Below are 23,219 nucleotides of genomic sequence, written 5' to 3' on the forward strand. Positions count from 1 at the left end.
TGGAAGCATGAATCAATTAAATGTAGGTATTATTGGTTGTGGAAATATTAGTCGAATCTATTTGGAAAATGCAAAGCGCTTTAAGAATTACACGATTCAAGCCGTGGCAGATTTGGTGCTTGATCGTGCCAAAAGTCATGCAGCGGAATATGGGGTTCCAAAGGCCTATACGACAGAGGAGCTTTTGTTAGATCCTGAAATTGATTTTGTTATTAATTTGACGATACCAGCTGTTCATGCGGAGATAGCGATAAAGGCATTGGAAAATGGCAAGCATGTATATGGCGAAAAGCCTCTAGCAGTTACAAGAGAAGAAGCGAATAAAATGCTAGAGTTAGCCAAAGAAAAAGGATTATATATCGGAAATGCACCTGATACCTTCTTAGGGGGAGGGATTCAAACATGTAAGAAGCTTTTGGATGATGGTGTGATTGGCAAGCCTATTTCAGCTACGGCGTTTATGATGATCCCAGGACACGAGCGTTGGCATCCGGATCCTGCCTTTTATTATCAGGTAGGTGGTGGTCCTTTATTCGATATGGGTCCTTATTATTTAACAGCCCTTATTGCATTAATTGGGCCAATCAGTCGCGTAACAGGGTCTGCTCAAATGACCTATAAGGAACGTACGATTACTAGTAAAGAAAAGTATGGCGAGAAGATTAAGGTCGATACTCCAACACAGATTAATAGTGTTTTAGATTTTGAAAATGGTGCCGTCGCTTCCATGGTCATGAGCTTTGATACATGGCATCATCGATTACCACATATCGAGATATATGGGACAGAAGGAAGCATGATCGTTCCAGATCCGAATACATTCGGTGGCCCTGTTATGATTCGGAGAAAAGACGACAGTGATTGGACTGAGGTTCCTTTAACACATGGGTTTACCGATAATAGCCGGGGCTTAGGGGTTGCTGAGATGGTCGATGCTATTTTAGCCAAACGAACTGCAAGAACAGATGGAACGCTCGCCTACCATGTGTTAGATATTATGCATGGGATACATGATGCCTCATCAGATGGGAAGCATTATATTGTTCCAAGCCATTGCAAACAGCCAGAGCCGTTACCAGAAGGAATAGCTGAGGACTATTTTGCATAAAAACGATGAGTGAGTTTTACCAATCATTTTGCAGAAAGGATTAGGTGATGGAAATGAAGTTAGGTGTATTTGCTGTACTATTTGGTGATAAGTCATTGGAGGAAGCTTTGGATAAGGTAGCAGAAGCAGGTCTTGAGACGGTGGAGATTGGCACAGGGGGCTATCCAGGTAATGCCCATTGTAATCCCGATGAATTATTAGCAGATGAAGGAAAGCTATCTGCCTTTAAAGAAGCATTTGAGCAAAGAAACTTAGAAATTAGTGCCCTTAGCTGTCATGGAAACCCCCTTCACCCGAACAAAGCAATAAGCGAACAGCATCATAAGCAATTTGAAAAAACCGTCCTACTTGCTGAAAAGATCGGGGTAAATACGGTGATCACCTTCTCAGGATGCCCAGGAGAATCAGAGCATTCGAAGTATCCAGTATGGGTAACTGCTGCATGGCCAGATGATCACCCTGAAGTACTCGAATGGCAATGGCAAGAGCGCGTCATTCCGTATTGGAAGAAGCAAAATGACTTCTTGGCGGAACACGGTGTACGAGTAGCGATTGAGCCACATCCTGGCTTTGTTGTCTACAATAATGAAACCGCCCTAAAATTAAGAGAAGTCTGTGGAAACCAAATTGGTGTTAACTTTGACCCAAGCCATTTATATTGGCAGCAGATGGATCCTGTTGTCAGCATTAAAGAGTTAGGGAAGCATAAGGCACTGTACCATTTTCATGCAAAGGATACAGGAATTGATGAGCAAAATACAAAAGCAAACGGTGTACTTGATACGAAACCATACAGTGATGAATTAAATAGGGCATGGATATTCCGAACCGTTGGCTATGGTCATGGAGAGGAAGAGTGGAAGCGAATCATCAGTGCATTACAGCTGATCGGTTATGAAGGAGCTATCTCGATCGAGCATGAGGATAGTTTAATGTCTGTTGAGGAAGGGTTTCATAAAGCCGTAGAAGTATTGAAAAATGCATTAATCAAAGAAAAGGTTGGTGAAATGTGGTGGGCATAACAAGTAAACCTGTAAGAATTGGAATGATAGGATATCAATTTATGGGAAAAGCACATAGTCATGCTTATCGTGATTTACCATTTTATTTTGACAATCCATTAAAGCCTGAGCTAAAAGTCATTGCTGGAAGAAATGAAGAGGCCGTGAAGGAAGCACAAGAAAAAATGGGCTGGGAAAGCTATGAAACCGATTGGCGAAAAGTAGTGGAGCGAGATGATATTGATGTGATTGATATTGTGACACCGAACCATACACATGCCGAAATTGCGATTGCGGCAGCAGAAGCGGGTAAGCATATCATTACAGAAAAGCCTCTTGCGCTAACTGTGGAAGAAGCAGAGCAAATGCTGGCAGCAGTGAAGAAGAACGGGGTAAAGCACATGATTTGTCATAATTACCGCTTTGCCCCTGCTGTACAGTTTGCCAAAAAGCTGATCGAACAAGGCAAGCTTGGACGTATTTTCCATTATCGTGCTCATTATTTACAGGATTTCATCATTGATCCTAGCTTTCCACTAGTCTGGCGCTTGAAAAAGGAAGTGTCTGGATCTGGTGCCTTAGGGGATATCGGTGCACATAGTATTGACCTTGCTCGTTTTTTGATTGGAGAATTTACCGAAATTGTTGCGACAATGGAAACCTTTATTAAAGAACGTCCAATTGGTGAAATGACGGGTGGTTTAAGTGCGAAAGGCGATTCAACGAAAATGGGTGAGGTCACGGTGGATGATGCTGTAGCGTTTCTCGCTCGATTTGAGAATGGAGCACTAGGGACATTTGAAGCAACTCGTTTTGCTAATGGTAATCGCAATAAGAATAAATTTGAAATCAATGGGGAGAAAGGCTCTGTTCGTTGGGATATGGAAAATATGAATAACCTAGAACTCTACTTAGCGAGTGATGAGGAAGGAGAACAAGGCTTCCGTTTAATCAATTGTACCGAGGAAGTGCATCCATATGTTGGAGCGTACTGGCCTGCTGGGCATATCATTGGCTATGAGCATACGTTTATTCATTTAATTGACGAATTTTTCCGAGGGATTGCAGAGGATTACCAACCAGCACCGAATTTTGAGGATGGTGTCCAAAATCAAAAATTGCTTGATGCGATTGAACAATCTGCGGAGGAAAGACGTTGGATTAAGCTCTGATGAAAAAGAATCCTGTAATTTAGCATACAAGGAGTGACAGATGTGAGCAATAGGATGAAGGCTGCCGTATTAAATAAACCTTTGGATATAGAAGTGAAAGAAGTACTGATTCCAGAAATCCAAGCAGATCAGGTCCTAATCAAAGTACACTGTATAGGAATTTGTGGTTCGGATGTTCATTACTATGAGCATGGAAAAATTGGTCGATATGAGGTGAAGGAGCCAATCATTTTAGGTCATGAAATGGCTGGCGATATAGTGGCAGTTGGTGACAGTGTCAGAAATCTAACAGTTGGAGAAAGGGTTGCGGTAGAGCCAGGTGTGACCTGTGGTAGATGTGATTATTGCAAGGAAGGTCGCTACAATTTATGTCCAGATGTGGTTTTTATGGCAACACCACCAGTTGATGGTGCATGGGCGGAATATGTCGCTGTCCGTAGTGATTTTGTCTTTCCATTACCTGATGGGATGAGCTATGAAACGGGGGCATTACTCGAACCGTTTTCCGTTGGGATGCATGCCATGAACCGGGGAAAGGTAAAGCCTAGTGATCGTATGCTCATTACAGGACTTGGCCCAATAGGACTGTTGACAATACAAGCGGCTCGGCTATATGGGGTAAAAGAGATTTATGCAACAGATGTTGTACCATTTCGCTTAGAATTAGCCAAGAAATTAGGAGTAGCTGCTGTGATTGACCCATCTAAGGAATCATTAGCTGAGAGATTAGAGCAATTGACAGCTGGAAAAGGTATGGATGTATCAATAGAAACGTCTGGAAATCCGCGGGCAGTACAGGACGTCTTGACCGTGACAAGAAGAGGTGGAAGGATAGTTCTCGTCGGTCTGCCGGCAGCAGAGGAAATTGGCATCGATATTACGCATTTAGTTGACTCAGAGTATGATGTTCATGGACTTTTTCGATATGTCAACACCTATCCCGCGGCAATCCAAGGCTTGAGTGATCAGGAAATGAATATAGAACAGATCGTTACCCATCAATATTCTCTGGATCAAATAGAAGAAGCCGTTGAAAAAGCTAGAATTGAAAAGGATACGAGTATTAAAATTATGATCTATCCTGATCGTAGTCTTTTAAACTCTTAATTTGTTGAACATGAGAACAGCTTATTTTGGGATTCGCAAAATAAGCTGTTTTTTGACAACTTTAGAAAAATACTTACTTTTTCTGGGCGATGTGCTATAATTTATGTGAGAATAATGACTAAAGTTAAGAGAATAGGATGAAGACCAGGTGGAAACGAGAGCTAATCGAAAAAAGTCTAAAAAAAAGTGGTGGCTTTTGACACCATTAATCATTATCTTTCTTATTATTGTTGGGGTAGGCATATATGCTTGGACTATTATTAACAATGTAGAGAAAACGGTTGATACGAAAATGCATGAGCCAGTTGATTCGATTGATTTGCAAGAGGTTAAGAAAAAGCTAAATGCGACAGAGCCTCTTAATATTCTACTTCTAGGAGTAGACCAAAGAGGAAATGATAAAGGAAGATCGGATGCATTAATGGTGCTAACTTTAAAGCCAGAGAAGGATGAAATGCAGATTGTTAGTATTCCTCGTGATACACGTACGTTAATTGTAGGTGAAGGTTATGAGGATAAGATTAATCATGCCTATGCCTTTGGTGGAGCAGATATGTCTGTTCAGACGGTAGAAAACTTCCTAGGGATAGAGCTTGATTATTTTGTTCGAATTAATATGGAAGGTTTAAAGGAGTTAGTAGATGTTGTCGGTACGATTACGGTAAATAACGAAATTGAGTGGTCTGACGGAAAATATAATTTTACAAAAGGTCCTATTGAGATGGATGGCGAAAAAACTTTGGCCTATGTTCGAATGAGAAAACAAGATCCAGCAGGTGATTTTGGCCGAACAGAAAGACAACGTAAGGTGATTGCTGGCATTATCGATAGTGGAGCAAACATTGCCAATGTCACTAAAATTCATGAAGTCATCGAGGTGATGGGAAATAACATGACGACAAGTCTCCAGTTCGATGATATGAAAGCATTACTTGATGGCTATAGTGATACAAGGAAAAAAATAACCAACTATCAGGTACAAGGATCTGGTACAAAAATTGATGGTATCTATTATTACATTGTGCCACAAGAAGAAGTAGAAAAGGTTCGAAATATGATTCAGGAATAGATAAAAAACAGTCTAGCGTATTTGCTAGACTGTTTTTACTTATAATAGGAATGAATGCTGATATTTTGATATATATTTTGCCCAGCATGCTAAGCCTGCTCCATGCTTAAATCTGCCATCTGTAATCATCCCGCTCATTTCCTCTGGAGTAATCAAGGAAACAGAGATATCCTCTGTAGGGTCTAATGCTTGGTCTCTCACCTTAAACGCATTTTTAGCAAAAAACAAATGAATTTTCTCCGTTGTAGACCCAGGGGATGGGAAAAAGTAGTCGAAGGATTCCCATTCCAGTGATTGATAACCCGTTTCTTCTAACAGTTCGCGTTTGGCAGCATAAAGAGCCTCTTCCTCGTCCTCTATCATGCCAGCAGGGAGTTCAAATTCCCATGACTGAACAGCATGCCTGTATTGCTTCAACAGAATAATTTCTTGATCCTCTGTTATGGCCAGAATACATACACCATCACGAAACTGTATATAAGAGAAATTTTTTGCCTCTTCATTTGCGAGCATGATCTCATCGATGGTTATCTTGAACCGATCAATTTGGGTTGTTTGCGTTGATGTGATCTTCCAAGGGTTAGCTGTCACTGATTTTCACTCCTCACTTTTTTGTCGGATAAATGATTATCATTTGATAGACAAGAACATATAACCAGATAGCACATAGCGTAATTGATGCCATATTTGGCAATGGGGTAAAATATAAGACAACATAGGCTAATAGCGGTAGAAAAGAAGCAAACCCTGTCATTTTCCATAGCTGCTGGTATTTAAGCTTTCTCCTTAGCATAAAACAAATAAGCCATGCGCCTAATGCTAATATCGAAATACCCGAAATTACGAGAAACATCATCAAAAATGGATAAAAAACGATTACCTGTAGCAAATATTGAGAATACGAGAGTTGTGACACACTCGGATCAAATTGGATGATAATAAGAATGGCATTCGGTAAAAAGGAAAAAAAGAATAATAAAAACAAAAACACTAGTGTATCTCGCATACTTACACGATTCAATTGAAAAAGAGCTTTCTTCCTTGGTAATGTTGCACATAATTTAATGATTGAGAGAATTGTCATGATTTTTCATTTCCTTATCCTGCTTAAGGATTTTCTAGTTTGTGATAATTACTATTATAATAGAGTATAGGTTTTCCTTCATCTAGTTTTATCTCATCCACTTTGGCGATTAATAGTAAATGATCGCCAGCTTCCACTGTATTAATCACCGTACATGCCAGTGTGGTTAAGGCGTCATTTATAACAGGGATCTGATCAAGCATTGTAAAATCATGAAACGCTTTATCGATTTGTTTGGCAAAAATCATAGAAATTTCCTGTTGCTCCTCACGAAGAATACTTACACCAAATCGCTTTATTTTATCTGCATTTTCATAAAAATTAGTTCGATGATCTAATGAAATAGTAATTAATTGAGGGTCCAAGGAAACAGACATAAATGCATTCACTGTCATTCCTTGAACACTACCGTCAAATTCCGTTGTCACAACCGTTATTCCGGTAGCAAATTTACTCATCGCCTTGCGGAATTCTTGTGCCCCCATAGATACGCCTCCTTAAGATGTTTTAAACAATGTTAACCATCGGGAAAATTGGAAGTCTCACTTTAACATAATCATAACACAATATTTTTCTAATCACGATAAATGTTAGTTTGTCCCACTTTAAAAAAAAGCGGGACAATGGTGCCAAAATTAGTGGATCTCTTCATAATCATAAACGACTTCATCTAATTCTGCGTCATAATTGACTAATAAATGATATCCCTCGAAATACCACGCATCTGTTGTATCTATAAAGAAGGTGATGCCGTCCTTCTCTACTTGAGAGATAGGTTCCACCGGTTCCTCCTTCACTTGAAATGCTAGGGAGAAACCTTCGTGAATAGGGCTTGATCCCCCGTATTTTGCTTGAAACTTTACGGTATCACCTTCCGTTAACTCGACTTCCTCTTTAAACCAATTTAATGCATCATCTGATATTTTTATTTCCATTTATGTTCACTCCTCACCAAAGCCTATAATATTACAATAACGTGAAAAACGTCTAAAGTGTAATGATTTGTTCGAACATCTTAAGGGCTATATAGGTAGGATTCCCATAATTTGCTTGCTTCACACTTCTTCATGATAATTTTAACTAAATAGGAGATAACTAGTTTTAGAGAGATGAATAGAAGCATTTTCTTTGTAGCTTCGGAAAATGCTTGCTAGGGCTTGGAGATTTTTTCTAAGGTAGGGATTAGGTTATGAAAATATGGCTTGATAATAAAATCCTTTGCTCCGTGCTGAAGGGCGACCATCACATTTTCTTTTGTAGCGAGGGAGGATACGATAATGATATTCGCACACTGGTCCAGCTGTTTAATCTTTTTTAATGCCGTTAAGCCATCCGTAACCGGCATGATGATGTCTAGTAATACCATGTCTGGGTGGTGTTTTTGGTAAAGCCTCACCGCATCAATTCCATTCGCAGCTTCTGCGATGACGACATAGGCGTGCTTTTCTAAGATATTTCGTAGCCATTTGCGCATAAAGGCGGAATCATCAGCGATAAGGATCGTTTTCATCGGTTTTCTACCCCTCCCTTCATTATCCTACTGATCTTTTTATATTTTACCTTATGAATGAACTATTTTGAAGAAAATTCGACTAATTTCTAGCTTATTTTTTAGGGAAACCCGCATTCGCTGGGTTCTTTAGCGGATGCGTTAGCTTTTCTTATACTTTGGACTTCAAAATTTTCGTATCGTTGCATTATTTCCGGCAAGAATGTTATGGTTTCCTAACGTATAAAAAAAGAACCTGATAGGCCCTACCAGGTTCTCCATACTAAATATTGAGCGTTTACATTGTTGATTAAATATAATAAAGCTTAAAATTAATATCTTGATTATGATTACCAAATTCTCGGCCAAACAAGGTTACCCCGCCTACATTTTCTGCCTCTTTTTTTACTTCGATTCTAAGCTTCCAGCCTTCTGTTCTTGTATCTAAGTCAGAGATAGTTACATCTGACATAGGCTCTCCATCCATATACGTACCGTGCGGGGTAATACGAATCGTTTTTAGTAGCCCATATTGATTAATATTGTGTGGCCACCATTCTGGGGTATACTTCCCACGTGTATCAGCAAAGTCTCCAGGGCTTACCCATGTTCCGAGCTCGACATTGTTTAAGGTAAACGTAATATCAGATGGCCAAACTTCATTGGAAAACGGGAACTCAGATGAAATCTCCATACTGATGTCTAACTGTTGTAGCTCGTCCTCTTCCTTTAAAAAATTCGGGGTTTTATATTCTATAAATCCTTGAGTGAACCATAAAATCCGTGCATCCATACGTTTTGGGTCCATAAAATATTTTGTTTCATCTACTGGTCCTATGAAATCCTTTATTGTTGCCAGTCCACAGGTTGGCAACACATGATAATCTGTATAATGACCGACAGGAACCGAAGTTTCATAGGTAGCAAAGGAATGATAGATTTTTTTCGGAAAATTAATTTCGATATGGTCAACCTTAAGGATCGAAATTCTTTGTAAGCCTGATTTTCCTGGAATTTTTTCTGTCCGAATAATCCCTGCTTTTTCTAACTTTTCAATGTGTTTGGTGACGATGGGACTGCTGATGCCTAATGCCTTCGATAAATCTTTTATGTTCATTTTGTTTTTCGATAATAATTGGATAATTTCTAATCTAACATCACTTGCTAATGCTTCATATACCGGTAAAGAAGATTTATCTATCTCTAACTGCATCTGATACCAACTTCTTTCTATATTATTTCTGCTTTAATTATCACATATATTGGCTTTTTTTGCTATGTAAAACTAATGGAATCAGGTGTCATCATAAACATTCTATGGTTGTATTTTAAACAATTTAGGGTATACCAATAATAACAGTTTTATTTGGAGGTTGAGGATATGGTATTAGCGATTACCGTACTAGTTATTCTTATTCTTATCAATGCATTCTTCGCTGCATCCGAGATTGCGCTAGTCGCATTAAATGATAATAAAATTCAAAAAAGAGCAAAAGAAAAGGATAAAAAATCGATGAAGCTTCAGACTTTACTAGCGGAGCCTGGTCGTTTTCTTGCTACGATTCAAATTGGTATTACGCTTGCTGGCTTCTTAGCAAGTGCCTTTGCCGCAGATAGCTTTGCAGACCCTTTAGCAAAATGGCTAGTATCGGTTGGAATCCCCCTTTCTGAGGCCTTATTAAGAACGATATCAGTTGTAGGAATTACGATTTTACTATCTTATTTTACGCTAGTGATTGGCGAGCTTGTCCCAAAGCAATTGGCATTGCAAAAGGCCGAAAAAATTGCTTATCTCGTTGTCTCTCCATTAATGATACTATTTAAAATAAGTTCACCATTTGTGAAGATCCTTAATTTCTCTACAAATGTTGTCGTGAAATTGTTTGGAGTTGACCCAAATGCCAAAGAAGAAGAGGCGAATGAAGAGGAAATTCGCATGCTAGTAGATATTGGTGGTGAACGAGGTACGATCGAAGTAGATGAAAAACAGATGATTCATAACATATTTGAATTAAATGATAAAGAAGTATCAGATATTATGACACACCGTACGGAAATAAGTGCAATTGATATCACCATGTCGATACAAGAAATCTATCAGCTCATGAACGATAAGCGTTTCACGCGATTTCCTGTATATGAAGGAGATATCGACCATATCATCGGTGTCCTACATACAAAAGATATGATTTCTCTCATGACTAGTAGTGACTCTCCATCGATTAAGCCTATCTTGAGAAAGCCACTGTTTGTTCTCGAATCACAGTCAATCGACGAAGCATTTCGTGAGATGAAAAGGAATAATGTTCATATTGCTATGGTTGTCGATGAATATGGGGGAATTGATGGTATGGTAACAATTGAAGATATCATCGAGGAAATCGTTGGGGAAATTAGTAGTGAGCATCATCTCCCAGGAGAGCAGGAGAACTTTGGCTGGAAAAAAATAAATTCGCATCAGTTTGAGGTAGATGGTACAACACATCTCTATTTACTAGAGGAGATGTTCGGGGTGGAGCTTCCTACAGAAGAATTTGAAACATTAAATGGTTTTCTTTTGAGCCAATTAGGGTATATACCGCAAAAGGAAGAGTTACCGACTATTACCTATAAAAATTTAGTCTTTGAGATTGTGGAAATCACGGATTATCGAATTGAAAGAGTATGTGTAACATTAGAAAACGACAAGGGGGATTAACTATTGAAACACCATTACCAGACTACAAAGGAAGATGTTTTAAAACAATTAGAGGTTGATAAGAAAGGACTCCAGGAGGATCAAGTCAAAAAACGATTAGAAGAAGAGGGATATAATGAAATAGCAGATAGAGAGAAGGTCCCCACATGGAAATTGTTTTTAGAAACCTTCAAGGATGCAATGGTTGTAGTTCTTCTCATTGCAGCGATCGTCCAGCTCGTGTTAGGTGAAGTGATCGAATCGATCATTATTTTCCTCGTTATTTTGTTAAATTCCATTATCAGTGTTGTTCAGACAAAAAAAGCAGAGAGCTCATTGGATGCATTAAGGGATATGTCCGCACCTGAAGCAAAGGTCGTACGCAATGGCTCGACGAAAACCATTATGGCACGAGAGCTAGTACCAGGAGACATTGTAAAGCTCGAGGCTGGTGATTACATTCCGGCAGATGGTCGTTTATTAGAAGCAGAGTCTCTTAAAGTAAACGAAGGGATGCTAACAGGTGAATCAGATGCAGTTGAAAAGACAACAGCCCCGTTAGAGGAAGAAGTGACGATTGGGGATCAAGTGAACATGGTTTTTAGTAGTTCTCTCGTCGTCAATGGCAGGGGGACATTTGTTGTCACTGCTACAGGAGAAAAAGCGGAAATTGGTAAAATTGCCGAAATGATCGAAACAGCAGAAGCGAAACAAACCCCATTACAACGTAAATTGGATTCCTTTAGTAAGAAGCTAGGGATTGCCATACTGTTGATTTGTATCATTATTTTTGCAGTTCAAGTTGGAAGACTGTGGTTTAGTGATGCAGATGTAGATATGACAAAGGCCATTCTAGATGCACTGATGTTCTCTGTTGCCATTGCGGTTGCAGCGATTCCAGAGGCATTGCAATCGATTGTAACGATTGTGTTATCTGTTGGGACGAATAAAATGGCTAAGCAGCATGCGATAATTCGCCGTTTACCTGCTGTCGAAACATTAGGCTCGACTCGTGTCATTTGTACAGATAAAACAGGTACGTTAACAGAAAATAAAATGACCGTGACCGATTTTTATTTACCTGAAGTGGATAAGCCTTTTTCCGATAATAAATGGGATAAAAGTGAACAATTATTAATGCAAACAGCCGTCTTATGTAATGACTCCTATATTAATGAAGATAAAAAGGAAATAGGAGACCCTACAGAGATTGCCTTGATTCATTTGGCAGAGAATAAAAAGCAATCCTATAAGGAGATGAGGGACAAGTACCCTCGAAAAGCAGAGCTACCGTTTGATTCAGATCGAAAAATGATGTCAACCGTACACGAAATCGATAAAGAAACCCTTATGCTCATCAAGGGTGGTCCTGATGTTATGCTTGAGCGTGCTCAGTATGTATTAGTAAATGGAGAAAAGCGAGAGCTGTCAACAGAATGGTTGCAAAAATTACAAGAGCAAAATGAATCTTATTCGAAGCAAGCGCTAAGAGTATTAGCATTTGGGTATAAAAAAATAGACGAAGAAAATCCAAGCTTATCGGTAGAAGATGAAAAAGATTTTGTTTTAATCGGACTAATGGCGATGATGGATCCACCTCGTGAAGCAGTGTATGGGTCGATTGAAGAAGCAAAAAAGGCAGGTATACAGCCTGTTATGATCACAGGGGACCACAAGACAACAGCGGAAGCGATTGGTCGCGAAATTGGTTTGATGGAGGAAGGGGACATTGCTGTTACTGGTAAAGAGTTAGATAAAATGTCAGAGCAAGAGCTTGATGAAAAGCTTGAGAGGATTACCGTTTATGCCCGCGTATCCCCAGAGAACAAAATTCGCATCGTGAAGGCATGGCAGGAAAAAGGACAAATTACGGCAATGACCGGGGATGGTGTTAACGACGCCCCTGCTCTGAAGCAAGCGGATATTGGCATTGGTATGGGAAGCGGAACGGATGTGGCGAAGGATTCTGCTGCGATGATTTTAACCGATGATAATTTTGTCTCCATTGTGAAGGCAGTCGGTGTCGGTAGAACGGTATTTGATAATATTAAAAAAGCCATTGCCTATTTGTTTGCCGGAAATTTAGGGGCGATCATTGCTATCTTATTCGCGGTGATTATGAATTGGGCAAATCCATTTACCGCCTTACAGTTACTTTTTATAAATCTAGTCAATGATTCACTTCCTGCTATTGCATTAGGGGTAGAAAAACCAGAACCGAATGTGATGAAGCGAAAGCCTCGCGATATTAAGGAAGGAATATTTGCTGGTGGCACCTTACGATCTGTGACGATAAGAGGGATATTAATCGGCGTTGCGGTCATAATCTCTCATTATATCGGTTTACAGCACTCGGATGAGATGGGAGTCGCTATGGCCTTTACGACACTCATCTTATCGCGTACGTTACAAACATTCCCAGCAAGGTCCAATGTTCAAACAGCCATTGGTGCTGGCATTTTTCAAAATAAGTATGTGATTGGTGCTGTACTCGTTGGGTTTTTACTTTATACGATTACGATTCTACCGTTTGCCCGTGATATCTTCCATATACCTGCTGAATTTGGCTTGAGCGAATTCGCCATTGCTTTTGGCCTAGCATTAGCGAGTATGATTTTAATGGAAGTGGTGAAACTGATCCGAAATAAGAAATGATATGGAATAGAGAGGCGGTTGTGCTTCTTATGTAACTGGTATGAAGGGCACTTTGAAAAAGAGGGGAACCTTGGAGATAAACCGCATTTTGACTTGGGAAGAAGTTCAAATTGATGATTATTTCGAATTTATTGAACATCTCGAAGCGATCGGAAGCGAAAATTTCCAATATATTGGACAGTATCACGGAGTTTGGCGCTCAAGTTGTCCAATATCTGAATTTATTGACCATCTTGAAGCGATCGGAAGCACGATTTGTCTAATATATGGAGATTTTGAAGCAAGAAAAAGTTCGAAACTGTCCAATGTAGCGAGGCACAGTGAAGAGGAAGCTTAACTAGTTAAATCTGTCAGCCATTTGTTGCAGTTTCCTCGCTACCATTACTACCTATTGGAAGGGAATCGATATTGTGAAAAAATTGGTAATTTTAGGTGGGGCGGGTGTAGTTGGCGAAGCATTATTTCATGGCTTGAAAAGCAGCTACAATATCCTGAACCTTGACAGAGCGATTGGCCAAGCTGATGCATCCCACCAATATGTGGATGCTACCAAATATCAAGAGCTTTTGGAAAAAATTCCTGAAGATACTGATGTGATCATTAATTTATTACGGATGGAGACAAGTCAGGCAATTGAGGAAGTGGACACTTTTGATCAAATGACCGACGTGTTTTTTAAAGCGACCTATTATACGATGCATGTTGCTAACACAAAGAAAATACCGAAAGTGATTTTTGCTAGTAGTAATCATGTCACAGATTATATGGAAGAGAATGGATTATCTAAATTGGGAAGAGAAATTACAACAGAGGATTATCCATATGCAAAGGGCTTATACGGGGTACTGAAGCTTGCCTCTGAGCAGGCTGGCTTTATCTTTTCCTTAAACACAGAGCTTTCTGTTATTAATATACGAATTGGATCTGTACCGAAGGAGGAGGAGCTGAAGGCAGTAGAAGGAAATGAACGGTTAAAAAGGACGTTATTGTCAAAAGTAGATTTAATTAATCTTTTTACTGCAGCAATCGAATCAGATAGAGGGTTTGGTACCTACTATGGGGTTTCTGATAATCCCGATAAACCATGGGATCTCACCAATGCAATAAAGGAATTGGGGTACCGACCAAAGCAAAATACGAGTGAACTAAAGAGTAGTGGACTCTAGTCGTGATAGGAGAGCACAGCCTGCATTTTTTATAAAAGGCTGTGCTTTTCACCTTATTTCAATGGATGAACAATCGTAATCGAGGTTCCCCATCCTTCCTTACTGAGAATACGTAATGTATAGCGACTATTGAAGATGAGATCGAGGCGCTTATTAATATTTGCTAAGCCGATGTGCTTGGATGACAATGCTTCAGTGTTGATAGCACGTCTTAATTGATGCAGATTTTCCCTTTGTATCCCTTTTCCATTATCCAAAACGGTAACATGGACATGGTTCTTGATAGCTTGGATTTTTATTTTAATTATTAGTTTTTGATTGGCTTGATGATCGATTCCATGAGACAAGCTATTTTCTATTATCGGTTGCAGCATAAATTTTAGCACCTGTTTATCCAACAGCTTTTCTTCGATATCCCAAATAATTGAAAAAGGATGATCCGAACGTATTTTGATAATTTCAATATAATTTTGCGTGTGATGTATTTCCTCCTTTAAGGTGACGGTATGTTGCTTCATTCGTATCGAGAAATGGAGTATATCTGTTAGGGTTTCTACCATTTTGGTTACTTTGTTCGGTTGTCCTGTTAATGCCATCGCTCTCCAATAGATGATCGTAAGTGTATTCGATAAAAAATGAGGATTAATTTGATTTTGAAGGGCTAACAATTCAGCAGCTTGGAGCTGATACTTCTTCTCCTTCAATTCCTTTTCTAAATTGCTTTGGTTCACATAATTTTTTAAAATTCTTTCGACAATAAGCTGATATTCGTTATCCTTAAACGATAGCTTCTTCGTCCAATTTCCATTTTGACTCGTCGTATTTAAGATAGAGATGATTTTTTGAACATGCTTGGCGTTTTTTTGAGATAAATAATAAATGGTTGTAGCCCCTAAGATCAAGGACAATAGAACTAATAGTATCGTAAACCATGTTAATTGATTCGGGATATAGTAGATAATACGATCTTCAATGACAGAAATATAGCGAAGCTCGTATTCTTCAGAGAATAATTGATGGACAATATATCTGCGTCCATCTAGCGTGATGGAATAGTGTTCATCCTGATTCTCTAAATCTAATTCAGATGGATCGATTCGATTACTCGTCTTATTCTCATATAGTTTCTGCTGATGTTTATCTAAGACGAAAATATTCTGATCCTCATAATGATTTAGTTCATTCATTAAATCTTCGAAATAGCTTTGGTAAATATTTAATACAATAATGCCTTCCGCTTGCTTCGCATTTGTTTTAAAGATATTTTTATAAATCGAAATAACAGGCTCAGGTGTTTCAAATGAAAACTCTGAAATGCTTCGGGTCTTCATCCATAGCTCCTCCTGATTAGAGGAAGGATTAAACTCCTTCAACCATTCCGTGTCATGCATGGAGCTGATAGAGATAACCCCATTGGTAGAGGTGAGCACACGATTCTTTTCATTCTTATAATAAATATAGATGGAATGAATATAAGGTGTGGCGATTTCCTTTCGTCGTAATGTCCCTTCACCATATTCGAGATTCCGCTTCTGTTGAAGGGATAAATATTCTGAGTCTAGTATATTTTGAAGGGATAAAATGATCTCAGGATTCCAATTATAGTCCAAGTGTAATAGGTGCATGTCGTTTAGAACAAGGCTTGTCTGTTGGTCTAGCTGCTGAAGTAGGTTCAGGTTATTGGTTGTAATCGATTCTTTCATATATTTGTCGGTAATAAAAATAGCAAATGATCCGAGTAAGAATACCGGTATTAACACAGGAAACAAAAAAAGAACGATATTTTTGATTAATATTTTTTTCATTGTAAGCTAGCGTGATGATCGCTTGATTGGCGGTATTCTCTCGGAGTTATTCCATAAAATTTCTTAAACGTTCTCGTGAAGTTTTTGGGATTGCTATATCCGACAAGCTGGCTGATTTCATACGTTTTATAGTCATAATCATTTAACATTTGTGATGCTTTTTTCATTCTAATTTCGGTTAAATAGGTGGAAAAATTAGTCCCTGTCTTTTCCTTAAAGAAGGTACTCAAATAATTTGGAGACATTTTGCATAGACTAGCTAGATCGTCGAGTGAGATGCTAGCATAATGCTCCTCCACATATTTCTTTATCGTATGAATGATATTATCGGTATAATTTCCTTTCATAGATTGAACTGTTAACGTCGAATCTAGTTTCTTCTTTAGGGTGGAAAATACCTCGTGAATCTCCTCATATTTACCTGGTTTAACGATATAGTCTACCACGCCAAATTTTAACGCTTCCTTCGCATATTGAAAATCACGATACCCACTCAAAATAACAGTATAAACTGGTTGGTGTTGCTGATAGATCTGTTTCGCAAGTTCAAGCCCGTCTATAACAGGCATTCTAATATCAGTAAGAACAACATCAATCGGATTTTGCGATAGATATTCGAGTGCTTTTTCACCGTTCTCACAATCATGGACCATTTCAAAGCCGAGGTGATTCCAAGGGAAATAGTTCTTCAGACCATAACGGATTTCTTTCTCATCATCTACAAGTAATATGTTGTACACTTCTTTTTTCTCCTTTCATGGACCGAAAAGTATCTTATTTTATACGAAATCATAAGGAAGGATACTTAATTATGTAAACGCTTAACTTTTTAGTGAAAATATTAATTGTAACCCCTTTTTTAAACAAATGGTCACTATATACTTAATGTAATGATTAATTTATTCATTCATTTTAAAAGATAACAGAAAAAATAACAACCATAGAAGGGAGGGGTGCCAAGGCGTATGGAAAAGTTAACAGACATCATAAGGGTCTTCTGCATTTATCTTTTACAATTAGTTTATTTGAATCTGTTATGGTTCCTTTTTACGATTTTTGGATTGATTGTATTCGGAATCGTCCCCGCGACTTTGGCGGTTTGTAAAGTGCAGCAGCATCTATTAACAGAAAAACATGTACCATCGATATGGAGGCTATTTTGGAGAAGCTATCGCTCTCATTTCGTTAAGGTTAATCAACTCGCCATTGTACTCGGATTAATCGGTTTTGTTATTTATTTTGATATGCAGTTTTTTATGAATCAAGATAGTCTTTTCGGTTATATCATTAGTGTTGGTATGTACATTATGTCGGTGTGGTTCATGATTACCCTTTTGTACATTATTCCAACTTATTTGCGTTATCAACTAAGTCTGTTCGGATATATGAAATATGCTTTTATAGTAGGTATGTTAAATCCTATCAAAACGATTGGCTTTGCCATAGCACTTATCGGTGTGATCTATGTATCCTTAGCATTTCCACAGCTGTTATTCTCTATTGGGGTAAGCTTGACATTTTTTATCGTAATGATCATCGGAAATCGCGCCATTGATCATATTCATGGCTTGAAACAAACATAATTATTTTATGAAAAGGGGAGAATGCACATGATCAAAAAGAGTTATTTTTTATTTCTAGCTTTAGCATTCATTAGTTTATTAGTTGCCTGCTCGAATGATGAAGCATCAAACGACTCGGAGGAAGCAGGTGGAGATAGCGAGAAAGTAGAATTGCGGATGCTGTGGTGGGGCTCACAGGACAGGCATGACCGCACATTAGAAGTGATTGATTTATATATGAAGGAAAATCCCAATGTAACGATTTCTGCGGAATTTACTGGCTGGGATGGATATTGGGAGAAGATGGCTACACAAGCTGCAGGTGGCAACTTACCTGATATTGTTCAAATGGATTATAAATATTTAGCAGAATATGTGGCGAAGGACTTGTTAGCCGATTTAAACCCTTTCGTCGATAGTAATGCGCTTGATTTAAGTGATGTTGAGGATACCTATATTGATGGTGGAATTATCGATGACAAGCTGTATGCCGTAAATATTGGCGCAAATGCACATGCCATAGTAGTGGATAATGCCATGTTTGAAAAAGCAGGGGTAGCTCCATTAGAGCCTGGTTATACGTGGGAGGAGTTAAAGGAAAAGGCAAAACAGCTCTCTGATAAATTAGGTGATGGTGTGTATGGGGTTCATCCTAATGCAGGAGTCATGGGATTTAAACATTATTTGAGACAGCATGGCAAGTGGCTATATAGTGAGGACGGGACAGAGCTTGGGTATGAGGATGATCAATTATTAGTGGATTACCTACAGATTACTGTAGATATGCTGGAATCTGGAGGTGCAGCCCCACCAGATGTATTTGAGACAGCGGGTACGAATGTCGAGCAATTCCCGATAGTGAATGAAGAAACAGCGATCGTGATGGATATGCACAGCAATCAAATTATCGCCATCGAATCTGCGGCTGGGAGACCATTGGATTTAATGCTCCAACCTACTTTAGAGGGTGGCGAACTTGGTCATTATATTAAGCCAGGCCAATTTTTATCGGTATCGGAGAGCTCAGAACATAAGGAGGAAGCAGCAAAATTTATTAGCTTTTTTACGAATAGTATCGAAGCAAATGAAATTTTAAATGCAGAGCGGGGAGTACCTATTGCCGGAGAAGTACGTAAGCACTTAAAGGAAAATGCAACAGATGCAGGAAGGAAAATGTTTGAGTATGTAGAATTAGCACAGGAATATAGTCGTGAAATTGATCCACCAGATCCACAAGGTTCAACAGAGATTGAATCATTATTTGAAAATGAAGTACAGGATCCGATTCATTACGGTGAAATCACGCCTGAAGAGGCAGCAGAGAACTTTCGAACAAAAGCATCAGAAATATTAGCCAAAAATAAATAATCAACATATGAAGTCATCTTATGAGGAGGTGGCTTCTACCTTAATGGTTGGAGGTGTCTAAATGAAAGAGCAAGCAGATGTCGTTAAATATCATCAGAATAGTCGCAAGCTACATAAGCAATGGAAGGTTGATTTGGTTGGTTTCACCTTTATTGCACCATGGTTAATAGGTTTTTTAGGCTTTATTGTAGGACCTATGCTTGCATCCTTGTACTTTTCTTTTACGGATTATGATTTATTATCCTCCCCAACGTGGATTGGATTGGATAATTACCTAAACATGTTCACAAATGACAGTCGATTTTGGCAAGCGATAAAGGTAACGTTTATTTTTGTCTTTGGTAGTGTACCACTTAAATTAGCCTTTGCCTTATTTGTTGCCATGTTGTTCCATACGAAGCGTCGTGGTGTAGGGTTATATCGAACCTTATACTATGTGCCGTCCATCCTCGGTGGAAGTGTAGCAATAGCAGTAGTGTGGAAACAGCTATTTGGTCGTGATGGTGCGATTAATGATATTTTATCATTGTTCGGGATCCCGTCGATTAGCTGGGTAACGAGCCCTGATTTTGCCCTTTCCACCTTAATCCTTTTAGTAGTGTGGCAATTCGGCTCCCCCATGCTTATTTTTCTTGCAGGTTTGAAGGCAATACCAAGAGAATTGTATGAAGCAGCAGCGGTTGATGGCGCTAGTCCGTTTCGCCAATTTCTCAAAATAACGATTCCTATGCTATCACCTGTTATCTTCTTTAATTTAGTGATGCAGACAATTCAAGGGTTCATGGCATTTACCCAAAGCTTCTTGATCACTCAGGGTGGGCCAATGGATCGAACATTATTTTATGCAGTTTATTTGTATGAAAAAGCCTTCGCTCATTTCGATATGGGATATGCATCGGCATTAGCGTGGATATTATTGCTGATTTGTGCCATTTTTACGGCATTTATCTTCCGGACAGCGAAAAGCTGGGTATATTATGAATCGGAAGGAGGTAATGAAGGTGAATAGTAGTAAACGGAAAACAGTCATTTATCATGGATCGATCTGGGGATTAGGTCTATTGATGATATATCCCATTTTGTGGACCATTGCAAGCTCCTTAAAGCCTGAGAGTGAAATTTTCCGGAATGCAGCATCGTTAATCCCTTCAGAAATCAGGTGGGATAATTATTTAAAGGGCTGGGAAGGCTTCGGTGATTTAAGCTTTGCTACCTTTTTCGTTAACTCGACATTTGTCACTACATTAGTGGTGATTGGAACCTTATTTTCGTCCACTCTTGTTGCTTTTGGATTTGCTAGGGTGAACTTCCGTTTTAGAACACCATTATTTGTTTGTATGATTATTACCTTAATGCTACCTCAACAAATAACGCTAATCCCACAATATATTTTATTCCATAATATTGGCTGGGTAAATACTTACTTACCGTTAATTGTCCCGGCGTTTATTGGAGGGGTGCCATTTTTTATCTTTTTAATGATTCAGTTTATCCGTGGTATTCCTCGAGAATTGGACGAAGCGGCATATATGGATGGGTGTAGCACATTCGGGATCTTTTGGCGTGTCGTCTTACCTTTAACCATCCCAGCATTAGCGACTGTAGCAATCTTCTCCTTCTATTGGACTTGGGATGACTTTATGACACCCTTAGTTTATTTGAATGATACGAAGCTTTATACGGTTGCGTTAGGCTTACAGATGTTTTCCGATCCTTCCTCTGTATCTGCTTGGGGACCAATGTTTGCCATGTCTGTCGCATCGATTATTCCGCAATTATTAGTGTTTTTATTCTTTCAAAAATATCTAGTAGAAGGAATTACAGCAGGTGGTGTCAAAGGATAACCTTTTTGCTAACCCCTAGTGACTTCAAAAAAGCTTTTTGAGGTGACTGGGGGTTTGTTTTGTTTGAATAATTGTATGAATAGTATTCCCTTCATGAAAATAGTATAATTAGTTTAAAATAATGGAGGGGGTAATCATCATGATGAATGCATTAGTGTTACAATCTGACTTCGGATTAGAGGATGGGGCAGTGAGTGCAATGAAGGGTGTTGCACACAATGTCAGTAAAGTAATTCCGATTTTTGACAATACCCATGATATTCCACCATTTGATATTTGGGCTGGATCCTATCGCCTTTGGCAAACGGTGAACTATTGGCCAGCTGGGACGGTATTCGTATCCGTAGTGGACCCTGGGGTCGGATCTGACCGTAAAAGTGTTGTCGTTAAAACAAAGGCTAACCAATATATTGTGACACCTGATAACGGAACATTGACACATATCGCTGAAAATATCGGGATCGAGGCGATTCGTGAAATTGATGAAAAGGTCAATCGCCTACCAACGTCTGGTGCATCACATACCTTTCATGGAAGGGATATTTATGCCTATACAGGGGCAAGGCTTGCTGCTGGAGTCATCACGTTCACCGAGGTAGGACAGGAACTCGCTGTAGACAATATCGTTCACTTACCTTATTTTTCACCAAAGGTTGTCGAGCAATCGATTCATGGTACGATCGATATTCTAGACGTACGATTTGGTAATCTCTGGACAAATATAAGCCGTGAGCTTTTTTTGAGCCTAGATATTCAATATGGTGATAAAATAGAAGTGAAGATTCTCCACGAGAGTCGTAAGGTATATAGTAATATTATCGCTTTTGAAAGGTCATTTGCTGCTATTCATGTAGGAGAACCGCTGTTATATGTGAATTCGTTAGATAATATGGCAATTGCAATTAACCAAGGATCCTTTGCGAAAGCTTATAATATTGGGACAGGCACAAGCTGGCAAATTATGATTCGAAAAGTGGAATAAGAAAAATTAATGGTTTGGTAAATATCAAGGGGTAGAGAAAATGATTTTGCGTTACTTGTTAGATTTAAAGCATCTTTTTAAGCGTTTTGTATTGATTGCAAATGTGATGCCAGCATTGTTTGGTTTCTTTATTGCATTAAAATATTATGAGCTCTCTTTTATGGAGTATATCGGGGATTTTGTCTTATTAACGGTTGGCAGTAATTTGTTAGTAGCCGGTTCGCTAGCATTAAATAATTGGCTTGAAGCAGATGTCGATCGATTAATGGAAAGGACAAAGGACCGACCGACTGTAACAGGATCGATGTCACTACGATCGATTCTAACAATAGGGATTGTTCTTAGTATTATTGGGGAAATATTACTTTTCACGATTAATATAGAGGTAGGGTTGTTAGGCTTTATTGGTTGGTATACGTATGTGGTCGTTTATACCGTTTGGACCAAAAGGCGTTTTACATGGAATACGCATGTTGGAAGCTTTTCTGGTGCGGTAACACCAGTGATGGGATGGGCAGTGGTTGAAACAAGTACACTGCATGTGATCCCTTTTTCGTTGTTTTTGATTATGTTCCTCTGGCAAATGCCACATACTTATGCGATTGCCATTAGAAAGTCGGAAGATTATGCACGGTCAGGATTGCAGATGCTTCCTGTCATAAAGGGCTATCAGACCACGATTCGCCGAACGGCTATTTATATCGGGTTATTAGTGATCTTACCATTTATGCTAGATTCCTTTAGCATGTTCTTTTATCTTGTTATTTCTGTTTTGAATATCGGCTGGTTTATTGTCGCATTAATAGGATTTAAGGCAAGTGATAAGAAAAAATGGGCTAGAGTGTTGTTCGTCAGCTCACTAATTTATTTACTTAGTGTTTTTATTATTTATTTAATTTTTGTCTGATAAGAAGCCATCCATATACATTCGGCTCTTCGATATATTTTGTCACTAAATGACCCCCAGATTAGATTATTCGTCTAATTCTGGGGGTATTCGATCTCTTTCGCGACACTAATTGTAGCTATACTGTCATTTCATTCAAGCAACCACTCTTGCCTGAGTAGCATTTAGGATGGTTATTTTCTAGTCGCTCCCTTAGGCTGTGCACTTACCGTTGTTGTTCCCG

The 23,219-nt window shown here is 38.9% G+C and carries 23 protein-coding genes; 15 read left to right on the plus strand and 8 right to left on the minus strand.

The window, feature by feature from the left end; genetic code table 11:
• Positions 1–7 precede the first annotated feature (7 nt).
• From ACZ5R4_RS17785 to ACZ5R4_RS17805, 5 genes are all read left to right on the plus strand, one after another.
• The gene (locus tag ACZ5R4_RS17785; protein ID WP_464367740.1) at positions 8–1,108 is read left to right on the plus strand and encodes a Gfo/Idh/MocA family protein; all 1,101 of its coding nucleotides are present in this window, start codon (positions 8–10) and stop codon (positions 1,106–1,108) included.
• Positions 1,109–1,161: 53 nt separating this feature from the next.
• A complete protein-coding gene (locus ACZ5R4_RS17790; protein WP_054861095.1) occupies positions 1,162–2,130 on the plus strand; it encodes a TIM barrel protein in 969 nt (322 codons plus the stop codon).
• A complete protein-coding gene (locus ACZ5R4_RS17795; protein WP_109983087.1) occupies positions 2,127–3,281 on the plus strand; it encodes a Gfo/Idh/MocA family protein in 1,155 nt (384 codons plus the stop codon). The genes ACZ5R4_RS17790 and ACZ5R4_RS17795 overlap by 4 nt, the downstream gene beginning before the upstream one ends.
• A 54-nt stretch (positions 3,282–3,335) precedes the next feature.
• Positions 3,336–4,388: an alcohol dehydrogenase catalytic domain-containing protein gene (locus ACZ5R4_RS17800; RefSeq protein ID WP_054861094.1), complete on the plus strand. Its 1,053-nt coding sequence runs from the start codon at positions 3,336–3,338 to the stop codon at positions 4,386–4,388.
• A 148-nt stretch (positions 4,389–4,536) separates the two neighbouring features.
• The gene (locus ACZ5R4_RS17805) at positions 4,537–5,457 is read left to right on the plus strand and encodes an LCP family glycopolymer transferase (protein ID WP_109983051.1); all 921 of its coding nucleotides are present in this window, start codon (positions 4,537–4,539) and stop codon (positions 5,455–5,457) included.
• 39 nt (positions 5,458–5,496) lie between these two features.
• Here ACZ5R4_RS17805 and ACZ5R4_RS17810 read toward each other — a convergent pair whose 3' ends face one another.
• The 6 genes from ACZ5R4_RS17810 to ACZ5R4_RS17835 form a co-directional block, all read right to left on the minus strand.
• On the minus strand, positions 5,497–6,048 hold the full coding sequence (locus tag ACZ5R4_RS17810; protein WP_464367741.1) for an NUDIX hydrolase: 552 nt from the start codon (positions 6,046–6,048) through the stop codon (positions 5,497–5,499).
• 13 nt (positions 6,049–6,061) lie between these two features.
• The gene (locus ACZ5R4_RS17815; protein WP_277678117.1) at positions 6,062–6,541 is read right to left on the minus strand and encodes a hypothetical protein; all 480 of its coding nucleotides are present in this window, start codon (positions 6,539–6,541) and stop codon (positions 6,062–6,064) included.
• A gap of 23 nt (positions 6,542–6,564) precedes the next feature.
• Positions 6,565–7,026 (minus strand): flavin reductase family protein, encoded by a 462-nt coding sequence (locus ACZ5R4_RS17820; protein ID WP_054788548.1) that lies wholly within the window; start codon positions 7,024–7,026, stop codon positions 6,565–6,567.
• Between the two features lie 150 nt (positions 7,027–7,176).
• Positions 7,177–7,476, minus strand: a complete 300-nt coding sequence (locus ACZ5R4_RS17825) for a HesB/YadR/YfhF family protein (protein WP_054788549.1) — start codon at positions 7,474–7,476, stop codon at positions 7,177–7,179.
• 215 nt (positions 7,477–7,691) lie between these two features.
• Positions 7,692–8,051 carry a response regulator gene (locus ACZ5R4_RS17830; RefSeq protein ID WP_054861048.1) on the minus strand — a complete coding sequence of 120 codons (360 nt, stop codon included), beginning with the start codon at positions 8,049–8,051 and terminating at the stop codon, positions 7,692–7,694.
• A gap of 289 nt (positions 8,052–8,340) precedes the next feature.
• Entirely contained in the window at positions 8,341–9,243 is a 903-nt protein-coding gene (locus tag ACZ5R4_RS17835; protein WP_277678118.1) for an ArsR/SmtB family transcription factor, read from the minus strand.
• A 168-nt stretch (positions 9,244–9,411) separates the two neighbouring features.
• Here ACZ5R4_RS17835 and ACZ5R4_RS17840 point away from each other — a divergent pair, with 168 nt between their 5' ends.
• From ACZ5R4_RS17840 to ACZ5R4_RS17855, 4 genes are all read left to right on the plus strand, one after another.
• Positions 9,412–10,728, plus strand: coding sequence for a hemolysin family protein (locus ACZ5R4_RS17840; protein ID WP_109983047.1), 1,317 nt, complete (start codon positions 9,412–9,414; stop codon positions 10,726–10,728).
• A 3-nt stretch (positions 10,729–10,731) separates the two neighbouring features.
• Positions 10,732–13,362, plus strand: coding sequence for a cation-translocating P-type ATPase (locus ACZ5R4_RS17845; RefSeq protein WP_464367742.1), 2,631 nt, complete (start codon positions 10,732–10,734; stop codon positions 13,360–13,362).
• A gap of 88 nt (positions 13,363–13,450) precedes the next feature.
• On the plus strand, positions 13,451–13,699 hold the full coding sequence (locus ACZ5R4_RS17850) for a hypothetical protein (protein WP_464367743.1): 249 nt from the start codon (positions 13,451–13,453) through the stop codon (positions 13,697–13,699).
• 73 nt (positions 13,700–13,772) lie between these two features.
• Positions 13,773–14,528: an NAD-dependent epimerase/dehydratase family protein gene (locus ACZ5R4_RS17855; RefSeq protein WP_464367744.1), complete on the plus strand. Its 756-nt coding sequence runs from the start codon at positions 13,773–13,775 to the stop codon at positions 14,526–14,528.
• Positions 14,529–14,581: 53 nt separating this feature from the next.
• On the opposite strand, the gene ACZ5R4_RS17860 is transcribed toward ACZ5R4_RS17855, so the two are convergent.
• Together ACZ5R4_RS17860 and ACZ5R4_RS17865 are read right to left on the minus strand one after the other, a co-directional pair.
• The gene (locus ACZ5R4_RS17860; protein ID WP_464367745.1) at positions 14,582–16,333 is read right to left on the minus strand and encodes a sensor histidine kinase; all 1,752 of its coding nucleotides are present in this window, start codon (positions 16,331–16,333) and stop codon (positions 14,582–14,584) included.
• Positions 16,330–17,073, minus strand: coding sequence for a response regulator transcription factor (locus ACZ5R4_RS17865; protein WP_054861043.1), 744 nt, complete (start codon positions 17,071–17,073; stop codon positions 16,330–16,332). Before ACZ5R4_RS17865 ends, ACZ5R4_RS17860 begins: the two co-directional genes overlap by 4 nt.
• A gap of 225 nt (positions 17,074–17,298) precedes the next feature.
• Between ACZ5R4_RS17865 and ACZ5R4_RS17870 the strand changes: the two genes are divergently transcribed.
• The 6 genes from ACZ5R4_RS17870 to cyoE all read left to right on the plus strand — a co-directional run bounded on the left by ACZ5R4_RS17870 (position 17,299) and on the right by cyoE (position 22,996).
• On the plus strand, positions 17,299–17,916 hold the full coding sequence (locus ACZ5R4_RS17870) for a YesL family protein (protein WP_464367746.1): 618 nt from the start codon (positions 17,299–17,301) through the stop codon (positions 17,914–17,916).
• Positions 17,917–17,943: 27 nt separating this feature from the next.
• Positions 17,944–19,263: an ABC transporter substrate-binding protein gene (locus ACZ5R4_RS17875; protein WP_464367747.1), complete on the plus strand. Its 1,320-nt coding sequence runs from the start codon at positions 17,944–17,946 to the stop codon at positions 19,261–19,263.
• 61 nt (positions 19,264–19,324) lie between these two features.
• Positions 19,325–20,272: a carbohydrate ABC transporter permease gene (locus tag ACZ5R4_RS17880; RefSeq protein WP_109983041.1), complete on the plus strand. Its 948-nt coding sequence runs from the start codon at positions 19,325–19,327 to the stop codon at positions 20,270–20,272.
• Complete coding sequence (locus tag ACZ5R4_RS17885) at positions 20,259–21,107, plus strand: carbohydrate ABC transporter permease (protein ID WP_109983040.1); 849 nt, start codon at positions 20,259–20,261, stop codon at positions 21,105–21,107. The genes ACZ5R4_RS17880 and ACZ5R4_RS17885 overlap by 14 nt, the downstream gene beginning before the upstream one ends.
• 136 nt (positions 21,108–21,243) lie before the next feature.
• Positions 21,244–22,089: an SAM hydrolase/SAM-dependent halogenase family protein gene (locus ACZ5R4_RS17890; protein WP_109983085.1), complete on the plus strand. Its 846-nt coding sequence runs from the start codon at positions 21,244–21,246 to the stop codon at positions 22,087–22,089.
• Between the two features lie 40 nt (positions 22,090–22,129).
• Positions 22,130–22,996 carry a heme o synthase gene (gene cyoE / locus ACZ5R4_RS17895; RefSeq protein WP_245902238.1) on the plus strand — a complete coding sequence of 289 codons (867 nt, stop codon included), beginning with the start codon at positions 22,130–22,132 and terminating at the stop codon, positions 22,994–22,996.
• Positions 22,997–23,219: the final 223 nt, after the last annotated feature.

The organism is Gracilibacillus sp. JCM 18860 (assembly GCF_055395245.1).